The following is a 14,395-nucleotide window of genomic DNA, read 5'->3' on the forward strand; positions in this document are numbered from 1 at the left end:
TCTGCGGTACATGGGGCGGCAGGGGCTGAAGTGTGTTCCGGAGCCGATTGCGGTTGATGGGAATGTCGAGCGGCTGGTCGCAATCGAAGGAGATGCGGGGCGCGATTGCTGGGGGCATCAGCATTCTGAGGCGGGGGTGAGGTCTGCGGGGCGGTTGTTGCGGAGGGTTCATGATGCGTCTGTGGGGTGGGAGCCGCCGCAGGGTGCGGTGTTCTGTGCGCCTGAGGTGGTGAGTGGGGCGGAGATGGTGTGGTGTCACGGGGATGTTGGGCCTTGGAACATGGCGTGGGTTGGGGACGAGGCTGTGGGGTTGTTCGATTGGGACTTCTTGCATCGTGGGCCTCGGGTTGATGACGTTGCTTATGCGCTGCAGTGGTTTGCGCCGGCGCGTAGTGATGAGCATGCGTTGAAGTGGCATCACTTTCCGGCGGTGCCTGATCGGGCTGGTCGGGTACGGGCCTTCTTGGAGGCTTATGGCGAGTTGCCGGCGTTTGATGTCGGTGAGGCGATCGCCAGCAGGATGGAGATGACCATGGCGCTGGAGTTGTCGCTGGCTGAGGCGGGGGTGGAGCCGCAGAGGAGCTGGGTTGCTGAGGGCAGTCAGGTGCGGGGGGCTGCCGAGGTGCGGTGGGTGCGGGAGAACGCCGAGTTGTTGACGCCCTGACACCGCGCGGCGCTCGGCCCTTGCTGGTGGGGTTGGTGGGCGCGCAGACTCGGAGTGACCGTGGGGAGGCGGTGTGGACGAGTCAGGGGCGCTTCGGCGTGCGGGGTGGGCGGGGGCGGCTTCGGTTGTGCTGCTCGTGGTTGCGGTGGCGCTTTGCTACCTGGTGGGAGTCGACGACGCGAGTATGTCGGACTCGGACATTCTCGAGAGGCTCAATGACGACGGGCGGCAGGCTGCGGCCGGCATCGGGGTGCCTGTGCTCGCTGCGGGGGTTGCGCTGCTGCTCTGGTTCGCTACTGGTTTGCGGCGGGTGCTGGATCGACTTTCTGGGGGCGATCCGCTGGCGCACGCGATCGTGCCGGCTGCGGCGATGTTCGGTGGGCTGATGATTACCGGGGTTTCGCTTGACGTGGGGAATGCGTTCGCGGCTTGGTCGGACGATTTCACGGCTGATCCGAACACTGTCCGATCGCTTGGCATGGCCGGCCAAGTTCTTGCGCTCACAGGGCTGGTCGGCTGCGGTGTGGTGGTCGCTGTCACGACGCGGATCGCTCAGCAGGCGCATGCCTTGCCGAGATGGGCGGTGTGGGTGTCGTACGCCGTTGTCGTGCTGTGCATGGCCGGCTTCTGGAGCGGGGGGATGGCGTCTGTGGCCTTTGCGCTGTGGATGATCGGCGCTGTCGTAGCTGTACTTCGCTCGGCACGGCAGACGCCACCGGTTGGGGTGCCCCGGGCAACGCAATGAGCGGCAGGGCTGGAATGCATTCCAGTTCTCGCCGTTGACCACGCGATTCAGCTGGTCTCGCGATCAGTACCACTGGGAGCGTCCCGGAGCGGGGAGCGACGGTGGAGCGAGCGGCGAAGGGCGCGTGGGCCCTTCGCCGCTGTCCGGTCGTTAGTGGTACATCGGTAGGGAGGTGCGGAGGGGGGTGGTTGCCTTGGTGGATTTGGCGGTGGCGGAGGCCGTGGCCGCGGCGGGTTCGGGGGCGGGGACCGGGTCGCATTGGAGGTCGGAGCGGTTGCCTGGCTTGCGGGTTGGCAGGGCTCCGGTTTGTAGGTAGGCGACGATTCGGTCGTCGGTGCAAGCTACGCCGGAGAGGGAGCCTGCGTGGGTGGTGCCGCCTACGCCTTCGATCAGGGCGGAGTGCGGGAAGATCTTGCGGGTTTGGATGGCTCCGGAGTACGGGGTGGCTGCGTCCAGGGTTTCGTTGATCAGGAGGAGGCTCTTGACCTTGCGGCCGTCGATCTTGACGGGGCGGCCGGCCTTGGCGGCCCAGTAGGCGCAGGGGGCGTTGAACCAGGCGTTGCCCCAGGTCAGGAACGGGGCCTGGGCGTAGGTGCGCCAGTTGTCGATGCGGACCTTGTTCGCGTTGGTGGGCCACTGGGTGTCGGTGCACTGGACGCCCAGGTAGACGGCGTAACCGTTGTCGTCGAAGGGCGGGCCGCCGTAGAGCTCGACCAGCGGTGCGGCGTTACGGTCGTGGACCCAGGCAGCGAAGGCGTCGGCGACGTCGACCCAGCCGTACACGTAGTACCCGGCCTGGGTGAAGATGTCGTTCCACTCGTCGGGGCCGATCTTGCCGTCGGCGGGATGGCCGATGAGCTTGTGGAGTTCGGAGTAGTAGCGGCGCTCGACGACGGCTTCGGTCTTGCCGAGGTGCCAGGTCGAGTCGTGCGCGGCGACGTACGCGAAGAACACCTTGATGCTCTTGTTGAAGGCGACGTCCTGGTCGAGGTTGGCCTGGTACCAGACCCGCCGCGCGTCGACGACGCCGTCGAAGATGACCCGGCGCAGATGCGACGGGTAGAGGGTGCCGTACACCTGGCCGAGGTACGTGCCGTACGAGAATCCGTAATAGTTGATCTGCGGCGCGCCGAGCGCCTTGCGGATACTCTCCATGTCCTGCGCCGAGTCGGTGGTCTTCAGGTGGCCGAGCAGCGCGTGCTGGTTGGCGTCGCAGGCCTTCGCGTAGGCCTTGGAGCGCTTGATCCAGGTCTGCTCGATCTTCGGGGTGATCGGCACGTAGTACGGACGGTTGTACCCGGCAACATCCGGGATGCAGCTCAGCGCGGGCTTGCTCGCGCCGACGCCGCGGGGGTCGAAGCCGATCCAGTCGTAGGAGTCACCGGCGCCGGCCGGGACGAAGTCGCCGAAGATCGCGTAGATCAGGCCGGAGCCGCCCGGGCCACCCGGGTTCACCAGCATCGGGCCCTGCGCCTGCGCGTCGGGCGTCTTGTGCTTCACCCGGGACACCGCGAGCTGGATCTTCGTGCCGTTCGGACGGCTGTAGTCGAGCGGTACGGTGACGAAACCGCATTGCGCACCGGCATTCACCAGGCGCGGAATCGTGCAGGCTCCCCATTGCACGGGTGGCGGCGTATAGCCGGCCGGGGCAGGTGGCGACGCCGGCACGGCGGTCGCGGCGGGGATCGATACCACCCCCGCGACCAATGCGGACGACACTGTGGCAGCAACAACCAAACGTCGGATTCTCATGAATTCCTCCCGAGAGGCATCCTGAACCCACAGCAGGGAAAGAAACAAGGGGGCTCGCCTATCCGCCCAGCCAACCAAGGGTAATCATTGACGGCGGCCCCTTTGGGCAGGGTTTCAGCGAATGCGGTGGCCGCGGAGTACGACGGCAGTCGGTGAAGCCAGAATTTCCGCGTCATCGCGCGGATCGGCGTCGTACGTGACGAGGTCGTCGACCCCGGTCAGGCCGAGGAAGTCGATGGCCGACGTCGTGGCAGCCTCCAGCGCTTGGGTCACGGTCAGGCCGTGTTTGGCGAGCTGGTCGACCTCGCCGGCGACGGTCCCGACCATGTCGGAGCCAGCGAGCACCTGTACGCCGTACCGCCGGGCAACCGGCAGCAACGCGGTCAGCCGCTCGTCGAGCGCCCGGCGCTTCTCGACTCGTTCTGGCTCGTCATCCGGGTTGGGCGGGCCGTACGCGGTGATCGTCGGCGTCCAGGCCCCACCGCGAGCACCGAGTACTTCGAGATCCTCCGCGGTGATCACCGTGCCGTGCTCGACCGAGTCGACGCCCAGCCGGATCAGCTCCCCGACGAACTCGCTTTGGGTGTGAGCCGCCACCCGGGCACCCCGCGCATGCACGGCCGCGATCAGCTGCCCGACAGCGTCGACCTCGTAGTTGGGAGTCATCGGGCTGCCCCGGAGCGGCCCGTCCGGCCCGACAGGCGGGAAGTCGCCGACCAGCTTGATCCAAGTGGCTCCGGCGTCGAGCTCGGCCTCGACCGTGGCCAGCAGATGCTCGGCGGGCACCGGTTCGTACAGGCCTGGGAAGTAGCCGCCTTCCGGTGCGACGAACCGCCCGGCGGCGAGGACGAGTGGCCGTCCGTCCTCTGGCCCGGCGGCGAGCTTGAGCGTGACCGAGCGATCGCCGCCAACATCCCGTACTGCCCGCACCCCCGCCTGCCCGAGATCCTCGAGCATCGCCCGGGCGGCCGCTTCGTCGAGCGGGACCGGACCGCGTTCGGTGATCCCGACGGTCAGATGACAGTGCGAATCCACCAGCCCGGGCAGGATGAACCGGCCCGGCAGCGGCTCCGGATCACCGGTCCCGGCCTCGACATGGACCTGCTCCCCGGCCGGCAGACCGACCCCGTCGAACACCCAGCGCGTCATACCCGGCATCCTCCGTGATCACAGGTTCAAGGCCCGCGATTCTCGCTCTGAGAGTTCACCGAAGGCCGGCGCGAAATTCACCGCTGAAGGACAGGTTCAGGGGTATGACTTCACGACTCTTCTTCCGCCGGCGCACCCGGATCGCCGTCGCTATCGGCGCCGCTGCCGCCGTGGTGGGCACCGGCACTGTCGCGACCCAGGCCGCTGGGTGGCCGGCCAATCCGTCGCACGACTTCCGGGTCGTCGCCGACGGGTTCTCCGGGCATGGCCGGGTGAACGGCAATGTGCTGCGGAACGACCGCGGTGCGACAGCGGTCGTGCGGCATACCGATCCGGCCAACGGGACGGTGACGGTGGACGCGGACGGGACGTTCGCGTATGTGCCCAAGGACGGGTTCAAGGGCGTGGACACCTTCTCCTACACGGCCTCCGACGCCGTGCAGTTGTTCAGGAATGCCGCGTCGAACGGGGAGCCGTTGGCGCCGCGGGCGGAGGTCGCCGGGCCGGGTGGGACGACTACGGAGATCTCGGGGGCTGGTTATGGGTCGGCGCTTACCGCAGTACCGGGTAAGACGGGTTCCTTCTACGGGCTGACCGACCGTGGGCCGAACGCGGATGCGCCGGATGGCAACAAGTCGGAGATGCTGCTCGACTTCGTTCCGCAGATCGGCAAGTTCAAGCTGATGGACGGCAAGGCACGGCTGCAGAGCGTGGTCACGTTGAAGGGGCCGAAGAGCCTCGGTGGGGTGCCGTACAGCGGGCGGCCGCCGCACGACACCAGCGAGGTGATCGACGACGTCAACGCGACCAACGCCAACGGCGGTGCGCCGGTGCCGGTCGCTCGCGATCCTTATGGGTATGACTCCGAAGGGCTCGTCGCGCTGCCAGACGGGACGTTCTGGGTGTCGGACGAGTACGGGCCGTACGTCACGCATTTCGATGCCAAGGGCTACGAGTTGGGCCGGCTCACGCCGTACCGGAACAGCGTCGACAACGCGTCGCACCAGATCATCGGGTACTTGCCGGCCGAGCTCGCGTTTCGCGCCAAGAACAAGGGGATGGAGGGGCTGACGGTCACGCCTGATGGGTCGACGCTGGTGGGTGTGATGCAGTCCGCGCTGCAGCAGCCGGACCTCGGCACGGTCAAGCCGGGCAACGTCTCGCCGAGTCGCATCGTGACGATCGACCTGCGGACGTACGAGACCAAGCAGTACCTGTACCTGCTCGACGACCCGAAGGCGACGGGTGCGGCGAGCAGCGAGATCACTGCGCTGACGAACACGAAGTTCCTGGTGGATGAGCGGGATGGGAACTTCGAGCCCTTTGCGCTGAAGAGCCTCAATGCTGTGGATATCAACGGGGCAACGGATGTCAGCGGGCTGACGATTGGTGGGAAGTCGCCGGAGGCGTTCGTCGGGCAGGCCGGGACGAATGCGGCGCTCGCGGCGCTGACCGGGGCCGGCGTACAGGTTGCACTGAAACAGCCGGTGGTCAACGTCGGGACGCTGGTGAGCCAGCTCGATCCGACCGGCAAGTTCTTCGGCCACGACAAGGTCGAGGGCGTCGCGACGACGGACGGCGGGCGCACGCTGTACCTGTCCAACGACGACGACTTCGGCATCGACACCATCGCGGTCGACCCGGATGGCAAGTGGACGGTGCATCAGAAGACGCTGCCGCCGACGGGCAAGGCTGACAACGCGGAGATCCTGAAGGTCGACACGACCAAGCTGCCGGCCGTCCTGAAGACCGTGACGGTCACGATCCACGTGCGCTGAGCTGTTGCCGGGCCTGTTCGCGCGGGCCCGGCATGGCAGCCTTTGCGCATGATCGATGATGACGCGAAGGAGTTCCTGCACGGCGAACTGCGCGATCTGCGGGCGGCGGTGGTGTGAAAGCTGGACGGGTTGTCGGAGTACGACGTACGCCGGCCGCTGACGACGACGGGGACCAATCTGCTGGGGCTGGTCAAGCATTTGGCGCTCTGCGAGTCGCGGTACTTCGGAGAGGTCTTCGGCCGGCCGTTCCCGGAAGCGTTGCCGCGATGGGACGACTTGGCTGCCCGTGGAACTGATATGTGGGCGGCGGCGGACGAGACGCGTCACGAGATCGTGGGGCGGTACCGGCGTACGTGGGGGCTTGCGGAGACCGGCCGGCATGCTGGGCATGCCGACATCTTGCGCGAGCAGCTCGATGGGTCGGTCGGGACGATCCCGGCCCGGGCGAAGTCGCAGCCTTCCCCGGCGTTCTGGGACGCCAGGCGGTCGGAGATCGAGCGGATCGCCAAGGCGGCATCCGCCACGGAATGACAAAAGCTGCAATTCGATGGTGGCAAGAGGTGGGGGCGCGTAGCGTTCGGGCGTTGCGGTGGGGTTTTCACTAGGGGTGGGGATTGTCGTGAATCTAGATTTCGGGCTCGACCCGGTGTTCTCGTGGTACGTCGTACTGCTGTGCATCAGCGGTGTGGTGATGGTGGGGATGGCGGCGGTGAAGTCGGCCGACCAGTCGCCCGGGTCGCGGGCGCTGAGTGTGCTGGCCGGTCTCGCCTTCCTCGGCTACGGCATCTACCTCGGCTTCATCTTCGACGGCGGCAGCTACATGATGTTCTTCCAGGCCTTCATCCTGCCGGCGCTCCTGGTCGTCAACTTCATCCGCTCGGTAGTCGCCAAGCCGACTCCCCCACAGCCCTACCAGGGCGCCCACGCCCAGCAATACCAGACCATCCCGCAGCAACAGCCCTACCCCAACACCCCGCCCCAGCCGTCGCCCTACGGCCAGGCCCAACCCACCGCCGCCACGCAGCCCCAGCCGTACGCCGGTGAGCCCACCCAGCCGTACCCCGGCCAGCCCTACCCCGGCCAGCCGCAGCCCGGCCCGGGCTCCTCACAGCTGAACTGAGTGCTTAGACCGTCTTGGTCATGACGCAGTGGTTTTTGCCCTTGGGGCGGATGTAGGTGAAGCCTTCGGCTTCGAAGAGGGTGCGGGTGACGCTGTAGAGGAAGGAGGCGGTGATTTGCTTGCCGCCGGTGTCTTGGGGGTAAGCCTCTACTACTCCGCCGCCGGCTTGGGCTATCAGGTCTAAAGCGCCGCGGAGGGCGACGCCGGCGACGCCTTGTTTGCGGTATCGGCGGTCGACGAAGAAGCAGGTCAGGCGGTAGTCGGGTGGCGTGACCAGTTTGGCGTCGTATTCCTTGCGGTGGTTGATGTTCGGCAGCTCGGCCGGCGGGCCGTACTCGCACCAGCCGACCGCCTCGTCGCCGTCGAAGACCAGTGCCGCATGCGCCCGGCCCTCCTCGACCAGGCGGCGTTTGAGGGCGCGGTTGTCCTCCGCGTCGTAGGTCTTCTCGTCGGTCGTCGTGTGGAAGAACGTGCACCAGCACCCGCCCCACACCCCGTTGTGCCGCTCCGCGAGATCCGCGAACGCGTCCCAGGTCTCGGGCGTGAGCGCCCGTGTCGTGAGGTCCTCCAACGCCACCACGATCTTCGCCATGATTCAGCGTAGGACGGTCCACGGACGATCTCCGTCCGGATATCCGCCGGTACGCCGGTGAGCCGCGCCGCCGCGCCGCGATGATTGACCGAGACCCCGGCCGTCGGCGAGGATATGGGTCCGGCGCGGTCCGCGCCTCACCTTCGTCGACCGGCCCCAGCCTGGTCCGCTGAGAAGGCAAAGGGATCTCTGGTCTCGGGCCGCTCGTCCTGGTCTCTTGCCTCGGGCGGGATCGCTGGGGGATCGCGTGCGAGTGCGTGGAAGGCCAGATGACAGCGCACAGGAACTTCAAGCGACGGGTTCGCGCCCGCGCCGCCAAAACGGGCGAGTCCTACACGGCTGCCCTCCGGCACTTCCGTCCGACTCCATCAGGAGAAACGATGCCGGAAACCCCCAGCAGCCTGCGGATCGCCGTCGCCCAGTCGACGGTCCGGGTTGATCCCACCGATGCCGACGGGCTGCGCGCGAGCGCGGCCGAAGTACGCGGCCTGATGAAAGAGGCGGCCCACCACGGGGCCCGCCTGGTGCACTTCACCGAGGGAGCGCTCTGCTTCCCCAGCAAGGTGATCATGTCCGAGCTCGGCCCCGACGAGATCGGCCCGTCCGACTGGACCAAGGCCGAGTGGGCTGTACTGACGGAAGAGCTCGACCAGATCGCCAAGCTGTCAGGTGAGCTCGGGATCTGGACGGTCCTCCCGTCCGTACACCAGTTGCCCGAGCCGGCGCGTCCGCACAGCAGCATGTACGTCGTGTCCGACCACGGCAAGATCGTCAGCCGGTACGACGAACGCATGCTGTCGACCACCAAGGCCACCTGGATGTACACCGCAGGCGACAAACCGGTGACCTTCGAGGTCGACGGATACCGGTTCGGGCTCGCTTGCGGGCTCGACGTGCTGTTCGCCGAACTGTTCACGGAGTACGACCGGCTCGAGGTCGACGGCGTGCTGGTCTCCTACGCCAGCACGGGTGTCGATCGCAACGAGCACATCGGCGTACAGGCTCGCGGGCACGCCGTCAGCAACACCTACTGGGTCAGCCTCGCCGTTCCCGCCAACCCAGGCGCCGGCATCAACTCAGGCATCTCCGACCCGACCGGCACCTGGGCAGCCGAGAGCCCTGCGGACAGTACGCCGGGAATCGCGCTCACCGATCTCCACCGCGCCGAGCTGATCCAGGTCGGCCGCGACTTCCGCCGCAAGACCCGGGACCGCATCAACTCCTGAGCAACGTCGCCCCCACCCGCACTCGCCATGGGGGTGGGGGCGCAGTCCTCGATGTCATCAGATCTGGTGACGACTGCGACGGCGCCGGTCGGACAGAGTGAGGGACACGGACCGCAGCTCGAGGAGGAAACAGATGGGCAAGGTAGTGGCACAGGCGAACATGTCGCTGGACGGGTACGTCGCCAAGCCGGACAACAGCATCGGGCGGTTGTTCGACTGGCTGCAGAACGGCGAGGTCGAGATGCCGACTCCGGCCGGCGACTTCGCCATCCACCTCACCCCGCAGAGCGCGGAACACCTGCGGCAGTGGACGTCCTCGCTCGGCGCACTGGTCTGCGGGCGAACGCTTTTCGACGTTGCCGCGGGCTGGCAGGGACGGCACACGTTGGACGTGCCCGTCGTGGTGGTGACACATCAGGCGCCCACGGAGTGGGTCGACGCTCACCCCGACGCGCCGTTCACCTTCGCCACCGACGGGGTGGAGGCCGCGATCGCCCGGGCGCAGGAGCTCGCCGGCGACAAGGTGGTCGCCGTGGCCGGCGGGACCATCGCCCAGCAGTGCCTGGAACTGGGTTTGCTCGACGAGATAGCCATCGACCTCGTCCCGGTGGTGATGGGCGAGGGCAACCGCCCCTTCTTCGGCAAACTCTCCTCGGACTTCGCGCTCGACAACCCGACCACCTGCATCCAGGGTGATCGGGTCACCCACCTCGTTTTCCCTGTATCCCGGTGAGGCTCGCGGCCGGGGTGCTGACGCCGCACGCCGCACCCGGACCTGAAGTCGAGATCCCCGAGATGGCGTCGGCGCAGGTCGACGTGGTGGTCGCTCGGGTATCGCCACCCGATGGCACCACCACGCCTCCTTCTGCGGCCGCGGACCTCCGTGCGCTGGCGACTCCTTCAGCGCTACAGCCGGCGGTTGAGTCGCTCTTCGATGCGTCGATCGATGTCATCGCCTACGCATCGACCACCTCCGGATACGCGATCGGGCACGCGGCCGAGGCCGAGTTGGCCAGACGGCTCCGGCGGCTGTCCGGCGTACCGGTTGTCACGAGTGGGCTCGCCGCAGTGCATGCGTTGAAGGCGTTCGGCGTACGCCGGGTCGCACTGATCCATCCACCGTGGTTCGACGACGAGATGGCCGACCTCGGCACCGACTACTTCCGTGCTCAAGAACTCGACGCCGTCACCCTGACAGCGACCTCGCTCCCCAAGGACCCGACACAGGTGCGACCAGAGCAAGTGATCGAGTACGTCAGCACTCAGGTGGACGCCTCGACCGACGCGATCTTCTTCGCCGGCAACGGCTTCCGCGCCGCGGCCACGATCGAAGAACTCGAACGCCGCACCGGCCAACTCGTCCTGGAAGCAAACCAGGTACTGCTCTGGTCACTCCTGATTGCCACCGGATCAGGCCTTCGGGTCGACGGCTACGGAAGCCTGTTCGATTCGCGCCTCAGCCGCAGATCGCCTTGTCTGTAAAGGCGTTGACCGCAGTATCTGGGTCGCCGCGGAAGTTCGGCGTCAGCGCGATCGAGACCTGATGCCGGCCATCCGCGGTGGAGAAGGACCAGGCGTTGTAGGCGAGGGCGTCGCCGTCGTTGCCGTAGACGCGCAGGCCGCAGGTGGTGGTTTTCCAGGAGAGGCCCAGGCCGTAGTTGCGGGTTGGGGTGCCAGGAGTCTCCATCTCCTTCAGCAGGTGCTTGGGGAGAAGGCGACCGGCTAGCAGGGCGGCGAAGAAGCGGTTGAGGTCTTTGGTCGTCGAGATCATGTCGCCGCTTGCGCCGAAGAGCGTGGGATTCAGTTCCGTGTAGTCGATGTAGTGGGTGAGGCTCAGGTCGGTCGGCACGTAGCCGTGCGGATGCGGGCCGGGGATCCACGGTGACGTCCCTGGTACGGAGGTCCCGTGCAAGCCGAGCGGCCGGATCAGGCGACGGTCGATTTCCTTCGCGCACGTCCGTCCCGTCACCTTCTGGATGACCTGTCCGAGCAGGAGGTAGCCCGTGTTCGAGTACGCGTACTCCGAACCCGGCACCTCCGACGTCGGCGGGTGGGCCAGCGCCTGGCTGATCTGCTCCGAAGCGGTCCACGTCCGCCACCGGCCGGCGAAGAACTCCGCGGAAGGCGGCATCGCGAGCGTCTTCACGTAGTCGTACAACCCACTGGTGTGGTTGAGCAACTGCCGCAAGGTGATGCTCCGCCCATTGGGTACGACCCCCGGCAGCCACCGCTCCACCGAGTCATCCAGCCGCACCAGTCCCTCATCGACGAGTTGCAGCAGCACAGTGGCGACAAACGTCTTGGTGATACTCCCCGCCCGAAACCGCCCGTCAACGGGCACCGGCCGCGGTGTCCCCATCACCGCAACCCCACTGGTCCCCCGCCACACCCCTTCCTCATCCCGTACCTCCGCCAACACCCCCACCGCCATACCAGCCACCACCCCATCCAGCTCCCGCTGCAATCCCTCCCGATCAACCCCACCAGCACGAGCACCAGTCGCACCAACCGGAGCAGCCATTGCACCAGCCGGCGCCGCACTCACCGTCAGAGCCGCCAGAACCGCCACCCCAGCCACCGACATCCGAAGCGTTCGCTTCATCCCGATCTCCCATCCGTCAAGCAACCACCCTGCTCGGCGGAACTGTCGGGCACATCCGGAGGAACACCCACTCCGCCCCCGGAGACCGATGAGGGACTCGCTAGGGTCGTGGCGGACGGCCGACCTCGGATAGTTCCCGGGAACTAGGCTGACCGGCGTGACCACACCACCGGCGATCAAGCCCGTACTTCGCTCCAGCCTGATGCAGTGGGGGCATCGCGGGCTGCGGCTCTGGTGGCGACTGCGCAAGCCCACCACTTTCGGGGTCAAGGCCTTGCTGATCCATCCCGACGATGCCGGGAGATGCTTGGTGGTGAGGCACTCGTACGTGGATCAGGACCGGTGGGGGCTGCCCGGAGGTGGCTACAACCCGAAGCGGGAGACCGCCCAGGAAGCAGCGGTCCGCGAGGTTGCCGAGGAGCTCGCGCTGACGATCCACCAGCCACCGACCGTGCTCAATGCCCTGACCACCGAGCTCGAGGGAAAGGTCGACAACCTCACGATCGTCACCGCGAGACCGACCGCCGCGGAGTTCACGCTGAACGCGGAGCTGATCGAAGCCAGATGGGTCGGCATCGATCTCAGCGACCTCCCACCCGGCGCCCCGATCTCACGCTGGCTGAAGCTGGCCAGGTCAGCTGTGGTCGGCGAAGAAGGCGCAGCAGACGGTCACCGCGAGGATCGCGGTGATCAGGATCAGCGCCGTCGCGACGAAGACAGCGAGCAGACCGGCCACGGAAGCGAGCGTCAACCCGGCGGGAACCGTTAGCCAGAAGGCGTTTCCACTCGCGCGGGTGAAGCCACGGGTGAAGGCCGCCGCCACGAGCAGTCCGCTGGTACCGACCGCGGCGAGCACCAGCGTGACCAGTGGATGTCCGCCGAACGTAGCCACCGAGCAAGCTGCTCCGCCGCATCCCGAAGCACTGTCCATGATGGCGAGCAGCTCGACGCAACAGAAGATTCCGACAGCCAGCAGCAGCCACAAAGCCACCGTCGTACGCCGGGCCAGTGCGACCAGGCGCCGCTCGCGTGGCGGCCTGGCGTAGATGAAGTCCGACAAAGCCTCGTGCGGCGCGTGGTCGACGGAGACGGTCGGTCGAGGTGGCAGAACAGCAAGTTGGGCCATGGCGCGCTCCTCGGTCGAGGGTGCAGCCTTTCCCGGTAGAGACGCTGCCCCTGACCCCTATTGCACGTCAATCTCTACTCATTCACTGCACAACGATGCCCGGACGGCATCGCCTGGTCAGCAGACGGTCAGCGATTCGCGTGCGCGGCGGCGAGTTCCGCGACCAGAAGGTCCGCGGGGCCTTGTGTGGTTGACCATTCGGGACCAGTAGCAGACGGCTCGGTCAACGCGACCAGCTCCGACAAGGTCGGCCCGCCCAGGAACAACGGCTGTCCTGAGCCGGCCGGAGCCAGGTCGTCGACCAGCTGCGTCAGCCGCCGTTTGCGCGCCAGCTGATCCCCGGTGAGCCGCGTCTCGGCCGCCATCGATCGCCACTCGGACAGTACGGACACCGAGCGCAGCGAACGCAACAAGTCGTCATCGGTGTCGGCGATGACCGGCGCCCGATCGCTGTCCGCCACGAAGACGTCGGCCCGCACGTTCTCCGGAGCAGCCCCACGCAGCGGTACTACGCGAGCGAACACCGGAGCATCAGCCCCCAACTGGTCGGCCTCGTCACCGGTCACCAGGTTCAACAGCGCAGGCTGATGCACCTTGCCCGAGCTGCGATCCACCAGTCGCACCAAGAGCCGATCCGTCACGACAGCCGACGGCAAAGGCGAACAGAACGCGGGAACCGTGACGAGGACCGCCGGCTCCCGATCCTCGTAGACCGTCTCCATCCGGATCTCGGTGACCGATGCGCCGTCACCGACGACCCGGGCCGGCAGCTGGCGCGGATCCACCGTGCTGGTGAAGACCGTCCCGCTCGTCGCCGCCTCGTCCCGCAGACCGTACTGCGCCGCGCTGCAGGCATGGTCGCTCGCACATCGCCTGGCGATCGGCGCTCGATCCTTGAGTCCGGCCCAGGCTCTCGCCACCAACGCGAGCTCCTTCTCCGGCCCGTCGACGCCTTCACGCCGGAGCGCCGCGTAGCCGGTGGTGAGCCGCCGCAGGCCGGAGTACAGCTCCATCGGCAACGGCGCTGCCGAGTCGGCGAGCGACGACAACTTGCTGGTCAGTCCACTCGCGGCGAACCGCGCGGCCGTCAAAGCCTCACCGAGGAAGCGATCCCGCAACGGACCCGGCCTGAAGGTCTTCGCCGCACGACCCCGGGCGATCGCGCGCTCCGCGTTCACCAAGGTCTGGTCGAGGTCGAGGTGCAGCCATCGGTCGAGCGCGTCGATGACGGCGACCCGGAGCCAGGGACTGGTCGGCGCGAGGGTGACGGTCACCTCGTCCTCGCGCGAAAGCCGGTCCGACGAGAGCAGCTCGGCGCGCATCCGTGCCAGGCGCCAGCTGGCGTCCCGCCCGATCAACGCGGCCAGCAACGCGGGATCGGCTCGCTCCCACTCGGCGATGGAGATCGAATGCCATCGTTGCGGGCGGGCCAGGTCTACCTCGACGGTGATGCCGGTCCCGAGCTCGGTCGGCCAGCACAGATCGCCGGGATCCGGCGCGCTCACGTGGATCTCAGGGGAGGCGTCCTGCACCGTGCAGTCCGGCGCGGTCACGAAGGCGAACATGGGTCGACCTCACTTTCACGCGCCAACCGAGGCGGTACCCACCGTCGCCGGCCGGATGCTCCTCAAAAGAATGAAG

14 protein-coding genes and 1 pseudogene are annotated in these 14,395 nt (G+C 67.3%); 10 read left to right on the forward strand and 5 right to left on the reverse strand.

The window, feature by feature from the left end:
* Positions 1-244 precede the first annotated feature (244 nt).
* The 3 genes and pseudogenes from ABD768_RS43155 to ABD768_RS23995 form a co-directional block, all read left to right on the forward strand.
* Positions 245-382, forward strand: a pseudogene (locus ABD768_RS43155) (phosphotransferase); the annotation flags it as partial.
* A gap of 48 nt (positions 383-430) precedes the next feature.
* On the forward strand, positions 431-664 hold the full coding sequence (locus ABD768_RS23990; protein WP_344844224.1) for a hypothetical protein: 234 nt from the start codon (positions 431-433) through the stop codon (positions 662-664).
* A gap of 127 nt (positions 665-791) precedes the next feature.
* Complete coding sequence (locus tag ABD768_RS23995) at positions 792-1,409, forward strand: hypothetical protein (protein WP_344844227.1); 618 nt, start codon at positions 792-794, stop codon at positions 1,407-1,409.
* 150 nt (positions 1,410-1,559) lie between these two features.
* On the opposite strand, the gene ABD768_RS24000 is transcribed toward ABD768_RS23995, so the two are convergent.
* Both ABD768_RS24000 and ABD768_RS24005 read right to left on the reverse strand, forming a co-directional pair.
* Entirely contained in the window at positions 1,560-3,161 is a 1,602-nt protein-coding gene (locus tag ABD768_RS24000; protein WP_344844230.1) for an alpha/beta fold hydrolase, read from the reverse strand.
* A gap of 114 nt (positions 3,162-3,275) precedes the next feature.
* A complete protein-coding gene (locus ABD768_RS24005) occupies positions 3,276-4,310 on the reverse strand; it encodes an amidohydrolase family protein (protein ID WP_344844233.1) in 1,035 nt (344 codons plus the stop codon).
* Positions 4,311-4,414: 104 nt separating this feature from the next.
* On the opposite strand from ABD768_RS24005, the gene ABD768_RS24010 reads away from it, so the two are divergent.
* The 3 genes from ABD768_RS24010 (at position 4,415) to ABD768_RS24020 (ending at position 7,208) form a co-directional block, all read left to right on the forward strand.
* Positions 4,415-6,088 (forward strand): esterase-like activity of phytase family protein, encoded by a 1,674-nt coding sequence (locus ABD768_RS24010; protein WP_344844236.1) that lies wholly within the window; start codon positions 4,415-4,417, stop codon positions 6,086-6,088.
* A 129-nt stretch (positions 6,089-6,217) separates the two neighbouring features.
* Positions 6,218-6,619, forward strand: coding sequence for a mycothiol transferase (locus tag ABD768_RS24015; protein ID WP_344844238.1), 402 nt, complete (start codon positions 6,218-6,220; stop codon positions 6,617-6,619).
* Positions 6,620-6,707: 88 nt separating this feature from the next.
* On the forward strand, positions 6,708-7,208 hold the full coding sequence (locus ABD768_RS24020) for a hypothetical protein (RefSeq protein WP_344844241.1): 501 nt from the start codon (positions 6,708-6,710) through the stop codon (positions 7,206-7,208).
* Between the two features lie 4 nt (positions 7,209-7,212).
* Here the strand turns inward: ABD768_RS24020 and ABD768_RS24025 are convergent, their stop codons facing one another.
* Entirely contained in the window at positions 7,213-7,800 is a 588-nt protein-coding gene (locus ABD768_RS24025) for a GNAT family N-acetyltransferase (RefSeq protein WP_344844244.1), read from the reverse strand.
* 380 nt (positions 7,801-8,180) lie between these two features.
* On the opposite strand from ABD768_RS24025, the gene ABD768_RS24030 reads away from it, so the two are divergent.
* From ABD768_RS24030 to ABD768_RS24040, 3 genes are all read left to right on the forward strand, one after another.
* On the forward strand, positions 8,181-9,026 hold the full coding sequence (locus tag ABD768_RS24030) for a carbon-nitrogen hydrolase family protein (protein ID WP_344844246.1): 846 nt from the start codon (positions 8,181-8,183) through the stop codon (positions 9,024-9,026).
* Between the two features lie 133 nt (positions 9,027-9,159).
* Positions 9,160-9,759, forward strand: coding sequence for a dihydrofolate reductase family protein (locus ABD768_RS24035; protein WP_344844248.1), 600 nt, complete (start codon positions 9,160-9,162; stop codon positions 9,757-9,759).
* Positions 9,756-10,508, forward strand: a complete 753-nt coding sequence (locus tag ABD768_RS24040; RefSeq protein WP_344844251.1) for a maleate cis-trans isomerase family protein — start codon at positions 9,756-9,758, stop codon at positions 10,506-10,508. The genes ABD768_RS24035 and ABD768_RS24040 overlap by 4 nt, the downstream gene beginning before the upstream one ends.
* Here ABD768_RS24040 and ABD768_RS24045 read toward each other — a convergent pair.
* Positions 10,483-11,628, reverse strand: coding sequence for a serine hydrolase domain-containing protein (locus ABD768_RS24045; RefSeq protein WP_344844253.1), 1,146 nt, complete (start codon positions 11,626-11,628; stop codon positions 10,483-10,485). The genes ABD768_RS24040 and ABD768_RS24045 overlap by 26 nt on opposite strands.
* Positions 11,629-11,785: 157 nt before the next feature.
* On the opposite strand from ABD768_RS24045, the gene ABD768_RS24050 reads away from it, so the two are divergent.
* Positions 11,786-12,397, forward strand: a complete 612-nt coding sequence (locus tag ABD768_RS24050) for an NUDIX domain-containing protein (RefSeq protein WP_344844256.1) — start codon at positions 11,786-11,788, stop codon at positions 12,395-12,397.
* 485 nt (positions 12,398-12,882) lie between these two features.
* Here the strand turns inward: ABD768_RS24050 and ABD768_RS24055 are convergent, their stop codons facing one another.
* A complete protein-coding gene (locus ABD768_RS24055; protein WP_343970774.1) occupies positions 12,883-14,319 on the reverse strand; it encodes a hypothetical protein in 1,437 nt (478 codons plus the stop codon).
* Between the last annotated feature and the right edge of the window lie 76 nt (positions 14,320-14,395).

The organism is Kribbella ginsengisoli, from assembly GCF_039537185.1.
GTDB classification, from domain to species: domain Bacteria; phylum Actinomycetota; class Actinomycetes; order Propionibacteriales; family Kribbellaceae; genus Kribbella; species Kribbella koreensis.

Coding starts and splice junctions, on each gene's coding strand:
- ABD768_RS24000 (WP_344844230.1), bottom strand. CDS start 3,161: ATGAGAATCCGACGTTTGGTTGTTGCTGCCACAGTGTCGTCCGCATTG.
- ABD768_RS24005 (WP_344844233.1), bottom strand. CDS start 4,310: ATGACGCGCTGGGTGTTCGACGGGGTCGGTCTGCCGGCCGGGGAGCAG.
- ABD768_RS24010 (WP_344844236.1), top strand. CDS start 4,415: ATGACTTCACGACTCTTCTTCCGCCGGCGCACCCGGATCGCCGTCGCT.
- ABD768_RS24025 (WP_344844244.1), bottom strand. CDS start 7,800: ATGGCGAAGATCGTGGTGGCGTTGGAGGACCTCACGACACGGGCGCTC.
- ABD768_RS24030 (WP_344844246.1), top strand. CDS start 8,181: ATGCCGGAAACCCCCAGCAGCCTGCGGATCGCCGTCGCCCAGTCGACG.
- ABD768_RS24035 (WP_344844248.1), top strand. CDS start 9,160: ATGGGCAAGGTAGTGGCACAGGCGAACATGTCGCTGGACGGGTACGTC.
- ABD768_RS24045 (WP_344844253.1), bottom strand. CDS start 11,628: ATGAAGCGAACGCTTCGGATGTCGGTGGCTGGGGTGGCGGTTCTGGCG.
- ABD768_RS24055 (WP_343970774.1), bottom strand. CDS start 14,319: ATGTTCGCCTTCGTGACCGCGCCGGACTGCACGGTGCAGGACGCCTCC.